The sequence below is a fragment of the Maribellus sediminis genome, assembly GCF_011799805.1.
GTDB classification, from domain to species: domain Bacteria; phylum Bacteroidota; class Bacteroidia; order Bacteroidales; family Prolixibacteraceae; genus Draconibacterium; species Draconibacterium sediminis_A.
Window position 1 is genome coordinate 538405 of the sequence record NZ_WXUB01000004.1, and the last position, 13011, is coordinate 551415.

A 13011-nucleotide genomic window follows, 5' to 3' on the forward strand; every position below is an offset into this window, starting at 1 on the left:
CTGTGATTGATTTGTCTTTGTGTGTTGGTGATTTGTACGGTTTATTGGCGAATTCGTGCAGAACGTCCCATTTTCATTCATCTACTTTTAACGATCGGCGGGCCAAAGCCTGTTCAGGAAATCAAAACGTTTAATTTAACAAATCTAGTTGTATGAAAAAAACCTTGGTTTTTGCTCTGATGCTATTTTCCTTTTTTTGCCTCACGGTGGAAGGGGTAATGGCACAAACAAAGACGATCACGGGCGTAGTCCGGGATCCGGATGGTATCACTTTACCTGGTGCCAATGTTATTCAAAAAGGTACCACTAATGGTACTATTACTAATGTAAACGGCCAATTTACTCTGGCAGTACCGAACGATGCTGTAATAGTATTTTCGTTTGTAGGGCTCGAAACTGTTGAATTACCGGTGGCAGGACAAACGACCATCGATATTCAACTCGAGGCTAGCTCGCAAAGTATCGACGAAGTTGTTGCCATTGGTTATCAGACCGTTCACAAAAAGGACCTTACCGCTTCGGTTACCAGTATTGGTGCAGAAGATCTCGAAAACATTCCTGTTACGAGTGTTTCTTCGCTTTTGGCTTCGCAATCTACGGGTGTACAAAACATTACCTTAAGTGGTGCTCCCGGTGCACGTGGTGCTATTATGATTCGTGGTAATACCAGTATTTCTGGCGACCTGAATGCAAACACGGCATTTAGTAATCCTTTATATGTTGTTGACGGGGTACAGACTTCATTGGAAGACCTTGCAGGTTACAATGTTTCTAACCTCGACTTCCTGGCTTCATTGAACCCGGCTGATATCGAAAGTATCGACATTTTGAAAGATGCTTCGGCAGCTGCAATTTATGGTTCGCGTGGTGCCAATGGTGTTATTATTATTAATACCAAAAAAGGTAAAGCGATGGATAAACCGGAATTTACCTTTACAGCCAACTACGGTTTTCAGCCTAAGCCTGAATTGGTAGGCATGTTGGTAGGTGCAGCTGAACGTCGTGCTAAAATGGACATGATCAATACCTGGTGGACACCGGATTACCTGCAAACCGGTGAAGTGCCGATCATGCTTACCGATAGTTTGAACCCCGCGTTCAATAACAATATCGATTACCAGGGCTTGTTTTACCAAACAGGTGTACAGCAGCAATACAGTTTTAGTATGCGCGGTGGATCTGAAGCTTCCAACTACCGTATCTCGTTTGGTTACGACGATAATAAAGGTGTTGTGAAAGCTACCGGCCTCGATCGTTATACATTCTCAGCTAACCTGAATTCGAAAGTCGGTAAACTCTTCAGAAACCAACTTACAACACGTACGGTTTTTACCGATCAGCAAACCGGACAAGGAAACCCGTATCACGATGCAACTTCTTCGAATCCTGCACTGCCTGTAGATCCGGCTAGTTTGCAGTCTTCGTTGTTCTTCGTTGAGGACTCGCGTTTGCAAGGTCTTCAGGGCGAGTTGGAAGAAAAAATGAATACCGACCAAACCATTCAAACAACACTTTCGAACCTGGCTCAACTCGATGTCTTTAAAGGACTGACACTGAACTCGCAGCTTACGTTTGTATACAGCAGTAACAAAAAGAATTTCTACGAACCATCAATTACCCGTCAGGAAGGTGATGGTTTTGCCAGTTACGCATTGTACACCCGTAGAAACCTTTCTTCGGACACTTACCTGAGTTATTTCAAAGAATTTGGTGACCATGAAGTAACAGGTATCCTCGGTCAGAAAGTGGATTATAACCGTTACGAAGACATGGCGATGTATGCCGTTGGTTTTGGTAGTGATGCGATTAAAGTAATTAACGATCGTTACACTAAAGATGAAATCAGTGGTTATACTGATATCGCAGAAAATGCACTGCTTTCTTACTTTGCACGTTTCAGCTATAAATTCAAAGACCGCTACATTGTAGGTGGAAACTTCAGTCTTGATGGCTCTTCACGTTTTGGTGAAGATGTACGTTGGGCAAAATTCCCATCGCTTTCTGCGGCCTGGGTTATTTCCGACGAACCCTGGTTTGCCGGAGTAAAAGAAAGCTTTGTTGATTTTGCAAAAGTGAAATTCAGCTGGGGTATCAACGGTAAGCAGTTTACCGAGAATTACCTGCGCTATGGAAAATACAACCTGGGTTACGGTGGATCAGCATACTGGACCAACCAGATGAACGTATCAAGCTACGGTGGAACAACAGGTGTTGTTCCGAATTATGGCGCCATTGGTAACGATAAATTATCGTGGGAGAACTCACGTCAGTGGAACCTTGGTTTCGAGCTCGACATGTTCAAGCAGCGTTTGAGCGTTACTTTCGATGCTTATAACAAGCTTACCGACAAACTTTTCTTCGACATTACTTTCCCGGCTTATTCAGGGTATAACAGCGCCAAGGCTAACGTTGCCGGAATTTTGAACTACGGTTGGGAATCGATGGTGAAATGGCATGTATTCCCGCGTAACAATAAACTGCGCCTGGAATTAAGCTCGGGTTTGTCGAGAAACCAGAACTTCATCAGTAAACTTCCGAACGGGAACAAAGACTACACCGGTGGCGACTACGGATATGTGGTTGGTTTGCCAATCAACCTGTACAAAATGTTCATCAACGATTACATTATTGATGACCTGTCGCAACTACCTGTGAATCCATACACCGGACAGCCGCTTACTGGTAAAAGTGCGTGGGCAGCCATCCGTCCCGGATTCCCGATCTGGAAAGACCTTAACGGCGACTACATTCTGAATGAGACACATGATTTACAGTTGGCTCGTGAATATTCGCCAATCCCTGATATCATGGGATCATTCAATATCAACCTGCAATACAAAGGATGGTATCTGAGAGCGTACAGCCAGTTCTCTTTTGGAGCAGATATCATGAATACGGTATTAAACAGCTATATGGATGCATACGACCGCGGTGGAACAGGCTGGGCGAAGAATGGTTTGGCTGATCTTAGCCACCTCTCTTTCTGGGAAAAACCGGGCGACGGTGCTGCCGGAGTTCGTTTCCCTGCCATGTATCCTGCAGGTTCAGGACTGGGTGCCTTCTATGGATTTAGAGGTGTACAAACAATGTGGCTCGAAAGTGGCGATTACTGGAAAATCACCAATGCTTCAATCGGTTACACGTTCGAGAAAAACAGCTTTATAAGCAAGTTAGGGTTGAGCAGACTCCGTGTTTACTCAAGCGTACTTAATCCATACCAATGGCAGCGTTCGAAAACTGTTGTTGACGCCTCATTGGTTGATGCTAAAGGCCGTGTTTACGGAAACGGATATCCACAAGCTTCCACCATTTCGTTTGGTGTAGATGTTAGATTTTAACCGTGAAAATAAAACAGTAAAGAAATGAAGAAAATATTTTATAGTTTATTGATTACACTGGGCTTGCTCGGATCGCAAAGCTGTACCAGCTTACTCGATCAGGAGCCCATTACGATCACCCATCCCGATGTGTTTTGGGTGAGTCAGAGTAACGCCGAACAGGCATTGGCAGGTTCGTATAGTTTGCTTAAATATGCCATTACTTATCAGTCGAATTTCCTTTTCTGGGGCGAATTTACCGGTATGACTTTTATGGACAGCCAGAACTGGATTGTTGACTACATTGAAGGTAGCGGTAACTATGTATTGGCCTACCGTGATGGTTCACGAAACTGGAAAGATCTCTACCGTGCAGCCAACTGGGCAATGACCATCGAGTCGTATGTTGAAGGAATGACCGAAGACATGTTTGACTCACCCGAAGAGCAAAAAAGAATAATTGGTGAAGCAGCGTTTGTACGTGCATTAACCTACTTTTATATTGCTCGTATTTGGGGTGAAGCACCAATTGTAACAGAATCAATCGAGTCGTCAGACCAGTTGATTACCGATGATGGCTACGTAGTACGTATCCCACGTTCGTCGGAAAAAGAAGTTTTGGATTATGCCTTGAGTGCTGTGGAAAAAGCAATCGCTAACCTTGAGTATTCAAATCCTGGTGATCCAAGCTGGGCAATTCAGGCCAACAAAGCCAGTGCCGAAGCTTTAAAAGCCCACTTAACGCTGTGGTATTCGAGCCGCGACAACGACAACAGCGAAATGCTCCAGGCTTGTGTTGATGCCGCAACTTCGGTAATCAACAACAGTGGTGCTTCTCTGATTGATTATGTGACCGACAGTATCGATGGTTACGAAGACATGTGTTGGGGACAATCGAAAACCGGTTTGTTCGAGATTAATGTTGATGCAAGTATGAACGAATCATTTCGTATGAGTGACGCAGATGCTTACTACACCGGATTAACTCTGAATTACCCGATCTGGAAAAACAAGAACACGAACAAAGCGCCAAAAATGAATCCCGATTTCTACGGAAACGAGTTCATTGCCCAGAATCCGGATTATGCCAACGATGCCAGAAAAGCGCTGTTCTTTTATGAATACAGCAAGCCCAACGATTCGTTTTTAACGAAATACGCGCTGCAATCACCGGATCCAAACTCAGAAGATCCTTATGCACAGTTCTCGGAATCAAACATCCTGATTTTCCGTTTGGCAGATATGTACCTGCTCAGGGCTGAAGCTTTAGCCAAACAGGGAAAAGGTCCCCAGGCGGTTCAGGACCTGAACGAGATCAGAAGCAAAGCAGGTGTACTTCCTTACAGCGGAGCAACTGACCGCGCTAGCATGATCAAAGCCATTTTCGATGAGCGCGCGATTGAATTCGTTGGAGAAGGTCAGTCGGGTTTCGACCGCATCAGAATGGACTATTATTACGAAGGCGTGCCGTGGATGAACGTCGACCGTTTGTCGAAGAAGGGTTATTTCTGGCCTATTCACCCTAACGTAATTTCGGTGAATCCATCCATTGTTCAAACCGAATACTGGAGAGGTAAAGTATAATTTAAATGAAGAATATACCTGTTTCGGATTTCGAGACAGGTAAACGAAACAAGAAAAACAAATTACATGAAAAAGTTACTTTTCATAATCATGATAGCAGTTGCCTTTTTCGCATGCGAACAAGACGACTACCTGGTGGATGGAGGGCTCAGCGATCCGAATGTGTATATGAGCACGATGGCTTATCTGAAACAACATCCACAACTCGATACCTTTGCCATTCTTATTGAAAGGGCAGGGCTTGCTGATGAAGTCGACGGTGAAAGCACAGTATTTGTTGCCAATAACCTTTCGGTTAATAAATATCTGGATGAAGTATTAAGTGAACTTCGACAAGAAGATCCATTGGCAACTTACACCATCGATGACATTCCGCTTGATACCTTACAGAAATACATGGGTGCCTATGTTTTCGACACAAAAATCACTCGCGACGATATGTCCAAAGAAGGACAGATTTACACGGCCGTGAACGGAGAACAACGAAGAATTTCGCTCGAACCGGTATTATCGGGAGAGATTGCATATGGTAATAACCTGACAATCGCACCTGAATATGTTTATTACACCTATAAATATGGTACTTCGTGGGATGACTGGGATAACCTGAAAGACGATACAAAGATTATCGTTCGCACTTCAAACCTGATCTCTACAAATGGTGTGATTCACGTTTTACAGGGTTCGCATACACTTTTTGATTACGAGGGTGAATAACAAAAATTAATGCTTTTACCGGTGAACCTGTGATCCGGCATTTTATGCTGATAAGGAAAACCGGCAATTGAATAAAACAAAATGTATATGAAAAAATTACTTTATATATTCTCCATTCTGATAGCAGCAAGCTCGTGTGTACAACCCGAGGTGGGCTACATCAGCGACAATATTCATGCTCTGGAGGACACTGTTTTTGTTCCGAGGGGATCTTTTATGACATCGGCTGCTCCTGCTGCTGAAGGTTCAACTTATCCGCTGAAGTGGGTAATTACCGATGTACAGGATGAAAATGGAAACTCTACGAATGAGTTGTTCGAAGAACATGAAATTCTGATCTGGACTTCGGCATTTAATCCTGATACGGATACTACACTTGCTTTGGCCGAAGAAAAACTCGAACTGTCGATGCAACCAACACTGTTGATCAACGATGTAAGTGGTGAATTAGCATTTACACAGGCAAGTAAGTTTGTTGAGAACGATATTTTTAATATCGATGTAAACGTTTCAAATGTTCGTGGCGACCGCCAACTGGATAGTTTTGTAGTGGTTAAAATGATGCCTTTTGCACCGGTTGAATTCCCAACTGAAATGCGTTCGCGTAACAACTTAATCAAAACAAACGGCAGTAAATATGATTTAGCTACTGCTAAAATTATGAACGATTACGACGACGGTGTGCCGAGCGTACTGGATGGTACGCACCCGTATTTTAGCGTCACTAAAGCCAGTGACGAACCAAGTCTGGGTATTAAAGTCATCATGACCGTTACAGATAGTCACGATCAGCCAATTCCGGCTTCTAAAATCGCTTTTTATCCTTCGGGAGCAAGTTATTTACAGAATTTCCACGACAACTCAACTGAAACAGTTCAAAGCGAATTTAGTACTTCGTTTTCGTTGCCTGCTCCTCCGTTCCCACAGTTTGGAAGGAATTACTCTGGTAACTCTTCGTACCTGATGTACTACATAAGTACTCGCGATGCTTTTACAGTTGATAAAGAAGCATACGAAGCTGATAAAGGTGCGATGGACTGGAGCCAGTTCAAAGTTAATGAAACCACAGGAAACATTGTTTGCGAGGCATACATTCGCTGGGGTATCAAAATCAACGATTCGGGTACCTGGAACATTAAAATGCGTATTCCTTATTCAAAGGTTATTCAATAAACAGCAAATAGTTAAAAGGTTGCACCTTCGTGGGGCAACCTTTTATTTTTATTATTTTTCTGAATCGATAGATACCTAATAAATCTTTATTGTTTATCATGTTAAATACAGCAGCAAAAAAATCGATGCGCCATTTGCAGACTTATTTGGCATTAAGTCTGTTTCTTGTGTTCACATCGTTTTCGGTAATCGGGCAGCGATATCAACCGGCTCCCGATGTTATAAATCTGGTGAAACGTCCATCTCGTACAGAGGTAGTTGCGCCAATAAAAAAATCGGAATTTCGAAAGAATGACTATCCGCAACGTGTACAGGGAGGAAATCCTCGAACCGTTAACGGATATTTGCAATTTGATGGTTCTCAGGACGGTAATCGCCAGGTGGATCCGCAAATTGCGGTAGGTGGCGGTTATGTTTTTCACGCAACCAACTCCGGTTTGGTGATTTACGACAAGTCCGGAAATTTTGTTGACGGCGTTTCGCAAAAAGCCTTTGCCAATGGAATCGATCCCAAGTTGTTTTTCGATCCGCACAACCGTGTTTTTGGATTCGATCTGTGGGTGTATTGGGATAGCCTGAAAGTAAAGCCGGTAAATATCGCTGTTTCGGAAACCGATAATCCACTTGGTGCCTGGAACATTTATCCGGTTTCGGCTGCCGAAGGAAAAGATGGCGGTGGAATCGGTTTTAGTAAAAAATGGATTGGTTATTCCTTCCCGGGAGGAAAAGAGCAAACTTTTGTTTTGAAAATGAAAGATGCGATTAACGGCCAGCCGGCAACCGTATATCATTTCGAAGGCAGTCTTGGACACCCCGTTTTTACCCAGGACGATATTGAAGATCTCTACTTCTTTAAGATACAAGGCGAGAATTTTGTAATCACCAGGGTTTATGAAGATGAGAACGGGGCACCGCTGGCAAAGGTGGTGGCTGTTCAACCTCATGGCCTTAGTAACTACAGTTATCCGCCAAAGTCGCCGCAAAAAGGAACCGATCAGGTCACGTCATCCGGCGACAGAAATCCTAAGAACCTTGTTTTGCAAAGTAACTGTATCTGGTTTTCACATGCCGTAAATTACAACGAACGTTCGGCTGTGCAATGGCATCAGCTAAATCTCGATGGTACCCTTGTTCAAAGTGGAAGGATCAGCGATCCTAAAAGTAATTTTATTCAAACCACCATTGCGGTGAATAAGCACAACGATGTGTTGGTAGGGTTTCAGGAAACAAACGAAAATATGTACATCAGTCCCCGAATGGCGTTCCGGAAAGCGAGCGATCCAAAAGGAGAATTGCGCGAGATCGTTAAACTTGGCGAAGGAAAAGGCGCAACCGACGGCGTAGCCTGGGGCGATTACAGTGGAAGCACGATTGACGGGGACAACCTGACCGATTTGTGGACCATACAAAGTATTGCCAACGAAGAAGGGAAAGGCGAAACGGTAATTGTAAAAGTCCCCTTTAAATAGTAATATTAAAAATGAAGAGAGAACGAATTATATTCCTCTTGTCCTGTTTGTTGGTATTGTTGAGTTTTCAGCATACTTCGGCTCAAAATGTTAAATCGAATCGTGTACATGCAGTTACTGATTTGTCGCACGAATTTTCGTTTTATGCCGACCACCGTTTTCATCAGCAATATTTAAAAGGACATAAAGGCGTAACCAACTGGTGCGATTTGTACCATGTGGATTTTTCGAACGCCAACCTGTTGATTTTGCTGTCGTGTGATGATAGAATCGATTATACTCCTGAAGACCTGAAGACAATCAATGATTTTCTTAACGATGGTGGAGGTGTTGTGGTATTTGGCTCGGAGAAAACCAGGGCACAGAATACTTTACTAAAGAATTTCGGGACTCAATTCAGCGAAGCGGCAACTTTACCTTTTAAGGCTGAAGAACGCTTCTCCAATACTGAAATAGAAGCCGCAAATGGCGCAGTGCTCGATTTCAACCAGGCAAAAAGCTGGCAGGTAATTGTTAGCGATTCCGAAAATAAACCGGTGATGGCAAAAACAAAGGTCGGAGCAGGTACGCTACTTGTTGCATCGCGGTCGCTTGCAGGAAGTCATCCAAGTGCAAGGGATTCGATAAACGTGGAGCTTTGGAAAACGATTTTACCGGAGATCGCTAGCGGGAAAAAAGTGAATGCCAACCAACCTTTTAAAGGATGTGGCATTGAAAATCTGGAGTATAGTGAGGACATGGGATCCTTCGTTCTGACTTACAACGACTATATGAAACCTTATGCCGGTGCGATGGAGGAAGTGTACAAGCGAACTTTTCCATTTATCGAAACCCGGATGGGAGTGCCGCTGTCACCCGGAATGGCATCGAAAATTACATTGCTGGCTACCGGTGGCGGAGGTTTCTCGAGTGGAGCGGTTATCGCCCTGGCGGTTTGGTGGGGTGGTTTCCCTGAACGCGATGATTCCATGATTGAGTTTTTAACGCACGAATCAGTGCACTCGTGGGTACTTCCTTTTGCCGAAGTGTGGAACGAACCCATTGCAACCTATGTAGGGAACCTTGTTATGATGGACATGGGCTACAAGGAAGAAGCCGAAAAACGAATTGCCAAAACCATCGAACGTGCATTGAAATACGATGCCGACATGACTAATTACGACCTGCAGGGAAACTTAACAGGTGAAGGTGTGGAACTTGAAAAAGGAGCCCGCAATGATATTCACTGGGGAAAATCGTATTGGATTCTTGAACAACTTCGAAAGGAAAATCCAACACTATTGGCCGATTATTTCAAATTAAAAAGAACCTACGCTAAGCCGGAAAACATTTCGAGCTATGGAATGAATGAAACTGTGACCTTGTTAAGCATGGCCATGAAAAAAGACATGTTTACATGGTTTAATCAACATGGAATAAAGGTAAATAAATCAGATTCTTTAATAAAAGAAGATTTAAATCAAAAATAATTAAATTGCTGGGTGGATAATGAACTAGCGAATCAGACAGATAAATCTTTGAAAATACTTCAATAAGTTTAAAATAAATTGCTTTCATTCTAAATAATACAATAAAATGAGTACGAACCGTAGAACATTTCTGAAGCACATTGGCGTAGGAGCTGGTGTTGCTGCAAGCACCCCTTTAATGGGAGCCTGTGCACCCTCAACAAATGAGGATGAAAAAGTAAAATTTATTCGTGAGTCGGCTGAACGTGTTCCGGCTATGAATTTTAATATGTGTGGCTATGCTGCTCCAAAACTCGACAAAGTCCGTGTAGGTTTTGTTGGGATCGGCGACCGCGGATCGGGTGCGGTAAAACGCATGACTTTTATCGAAGGCGTTGAAATTGTTGCTTTATGTGATGTTCGTCAGGCTGCGGTTGACGGTGCACAGAAAATTCTGGAAGAAGCCGGTTTACCAAAAGCCAAAGAATATGTTGGTTCTGAAACTGAATTCAAGCGTTTGGCTGCCGATGGAATCTGCGACCTGATCTATACTGCTACACCGTGGGAATGGCACGTTCCGGTTGGAATTGCAGCTATGGAAGGTGGTGCACATGCCGCATTGGAAGTTTCTGCAGCAAAAACCATGGACGAATGCTGGCAAATGGTAGAAACATCAGAACGCACTAAGAAACACTGTGTGATTCTGGAGAACTGCTGTTACGACTTTTTCGAACTGTTAACACTGAACATGGTTCGTCAGGGAGTATTTGGCGATTTGATTCATGGCGAAGGTGCTTACATTCATGATTTGGATTACTGGCATTTCAATAAGCCTCAGGATGAAAAAATGACTGATGGAGCTTATTACAAAATGTGGCGTCTGCACGAGAACAAAAGAAAAGCAAACGTATATCCAACTCACGGTTTAGGCCCGATTTGTCAGGCAATGAACATCAACCGCGGTGATAAAATGGATTATCTGACTGCAATGATGGGCGATGATTTTACGCTGGCAAAACGTATTGAGGAAAAAGCAAAAGAAGATCCTTACTTCGAACAGTTTATTGGCTGGGATATGCGTGGTAACATGGATATGCAAATGATCCGTACCGCAAAAGGAAGAACGATCATGATTCAGCACGATGTTTCTTCACCTCGCCCGTATTCACGTATTCACCAATTGAGCGGAACCAAATGTTTTGCCCAGAAATACCCGATTGAGCAGATCGCATTCGGACACGCTGTGGCTGACGAAGCTAAAATGGAAGAACTAAAAGAAAAATATACTCCTGAGATTGTTCGCCGTGTGGGTGAGATGGCCAAACAAGTGGGTGGTCACGGTGGAATGGACTTTATCATGGACTGGCGTCTGATCGACTTATTGCGTAATGGCCTTCCAATGGATATGGATGTATACGATGCTGCCGCATGGAGCTCAATTACACCGTTGAGTGAATGGTCGATTGCAAACGGTTCGAAACCGATCGAAGTTCCTGACTTTACACGTGGTGCCTGGAAAACGAATAAGCCGCTTGACCTGCATATTACTGAAGGCGGAAATACAGGTGTTCGAAACCTTGTGGATGCCGATTCAAAAGGACAATTAAATGTACATTAAACAACAAATAGAATCGTAATCAAAATTAAGGTTGTTCCGAATGGAACAACCTTTTTTATTTCAAATTCGTGTTGAATAATTTCCTGTTTCCAATCATATCTCCCAACGAAGCCGGGCCGTTAATACAACCTCCTTCGCAACTCATTACTTCAATAAAATTAGCTGGTGCTTTTCCGCGCGAATAAGCTTTTAATAAACCGAGCGCTTTTTTGTCAATTCCGTTTATCACCAACTCGTTGATGTTTAATTCAGGTCGTTCGGCTTTTACAGCAGCAGCAACGCCACCGGATAGGGCGAACCCGCGGTCGAGTGTTTTGGTGTTATTTCTTTTTTCGTTATCTGGCAAGGTTCCCAAATCGATATCCAATGCAACAATCATCGCATTCAATTCCTCAAACGACATTACAAGGTCGACTTTATCATTCTTTTTGGCTTCCTTTCGTTTACCGATACAAGGACCAATAAACACAACCCTGGTATCCGGATTTTTTTCCCGGGCCATATCCGCCGCGTACATCATTGGTGAAGGCGTGTCGGAAACAAAGGGTTTAATTCCCGGAACATGCTTTTCAACCGTCTCTACATAACTCGGACAACAGCTGGTGGTCATGAATGCCTGTCCGCCTTCCAAACGCTCAACAAATTCAGCCGATTCGTGCTCTACGGTTTTACGTGCACCGTCGGCAACTTCAACAACTTCGTTAAAGCCAATTTCTTTTAAGAGGTTTTCGATCTGTCCGGTGGTCAAATTAAACTGCCCGTGAATTGAAGGGGCAAAAATTGCGGTGAGGTGTTCTTCCTTTCTAATAGCCATCATTACGTCAATAATCTGGCTTACTTCGAAAATACTTCCGAAAGGGCAGGCCATCAGGCATTTCCCGCAGTAGATGCATTTTTCATCGTCGATACGTTCCACACCGTTCTCGTCTTTCGAAATGGCGCCAACCGGACAGGCAGCTTCGCAGGGAATTGGTACATGAATGATGGCGTGATACTGGCACTGCTGTTTACAAATTCCACAATTTATACATTTTGTAGAATCGATTTTCGCTTGCCCGTTTTGCATGCTTACAGCATCTTTGGGGCAATTCATAATACAGGGACGTGCCACACACCCCCGGCATAAGTTGCTAACAACATATTGATCTTTTACGCAACTGGTACACGCTTCATCAACTACTGTAAGAATTTCGTTCTTTACTTTTTGGCGCGAAATGGCTGCGCTTGCATATTCATTTAGCGGTGTCAATTCATCTTTTTCATCGTCAACTGTGAAGCCAAGTAAAGGAAACATTTTGTATTTAATAACCGCGCGCTCTTTGTGGATACAACAGCGCAGTTGGGTTTCACGGTTCTTAGGGACCATTTTTAAAGGAATTCGATCGATCTTCTCCTCCAGTTCGCCATCAGCAAAAAGTTTTACGACATGGCGCAGCAGATCGCGTCGGATAATGTGTGTGTTACTTGTATAGCCCATAATTGCCTGTTATAATTGACGGCTCAAAATTACGTCTTTTAAAAATTGGGGAAGATAAGAACGACCTTTTGCAAAGCTGTATTAAGGTTGTTTTAATACAGAATAACGTACTGAAAAGTCTTTTAATAGGGCGATACAGAAGATTGAACAAATATTCCGTACAAATAAATTCTGAAATTCTTTTAGGAAAATCTGTGTTAAGTAAAAC

General features: G+C 43.3%; 8 protein-coding genes. 7 read left to right on the forward strand and 1 reads right to left on the reverse strand.

Going from position 1 to position 13011, the window contains the following annotated elements; all coding sequences use genetic code 11:
* Positions 1 to 152 precede the first annotated feature (152 nt).
* The 7 genes from HFD85_RS16960 to HFD85_RS16990 all read left to right on the forward strand — a co-directional run bounded on the left by HFD85_RS16960 (position 153) and on the right by HFD85_RS16990 (position 11326).
* Positions 153 to 3338, forward strand: coding sequence for a SusC/RagA family TonB-linked outer membrane protein (locus HFD85_RS16960; RefSeq protein WP_167612594.1), 3186 nt, complete (start codon positions 153 to 155; stop codon positions 3336 to 3338).
* A 24-nt stretch (positions 3339 to 3362) separates the two neighbouring features.
* Positions 3363 to 4901, forward strand: a complete 1539-nt coding sequence (locus HFD85_RS16965; protein ID WP_167612596.1) for a RagB/SusD family nutrient uptake outer membrane protein — start codon at positions 3363 to 3365, stop codon at positions 4899 to 4901.
* Between the two features lie 66 nt (positions 4902 to 4967).
* Positions 4968 to 5618, forward strand: a complete 651-nt coding sequence (locus HFD85_RS16970; protein WP_167612598.1) for a fasciclin domain-containing protein — start codon at positions 4968 to 4970, stop codon at positions 5616 to 5618.
* An 87-nt stretch (positions 5619 to 5705) separates the two neighbouring features.
* The gene (locus tag HFD85_RS16975; protein ID WP_167612600.1) at positions 5706 to 6791 is read left to right on the forward strand and encodes a DUF5007 domain-containing protein; all 1086 of its coding nucleotides are present in this window, start codon (positions 5706 to 5708) and stop codon (positions 6789 to 6791) included.
* 98 nt (positions 6792 to 6889) lie between these two features.
* A complete protein-coding gene (locus HFD85_RS16980; protein ID WP_167612602.1) occupies positions 6890 to 8260 on the forward strand; it encodes a hypothetical protein in 1371 nt (456 codons plus the stop codon).
* Between the two features lie 11 nt (positions 8261 to 8271).
* Positions 8272 to 9729, forward strand: coding sequence for a hypothetical protein (locus tag HFD85_RS16985; protein WP_167612604.1), 1458 nt, complete (start codon positions 8272 to 8274; stop codon positions 9727 to 9729).
* Positions 9730 to 9835: 106 nt separating this feature from the next.
* A complete protein-coding gene (locus HFD85_RS16990; protein WP_167612606.1) occupies positions 9836 to 11326 on the forward strand; it encodes a Gfo/Idh/MocA family protein in 1491 nt (496 codons plus the stop codon).
* Positions 11327 to 11381: 55 nt separating this feature from the next.
* On the opposite strand, the gene HFD85_RS16995 is transcribed toward HFD85_RS16990, so the two are convergent.
* A complete protein-coding gene (locus tag HFD85_RS16995) occupies positions 11382 to 12803 on the reverse strand; it encodes a monomeric [FeFe] hydrogenase (protein ID WP_167612608.1) in 1422 nt (473 codons plus the stop codon).
* Positions 12804 to 13011 lie beyond the last annotated feature (208 nt).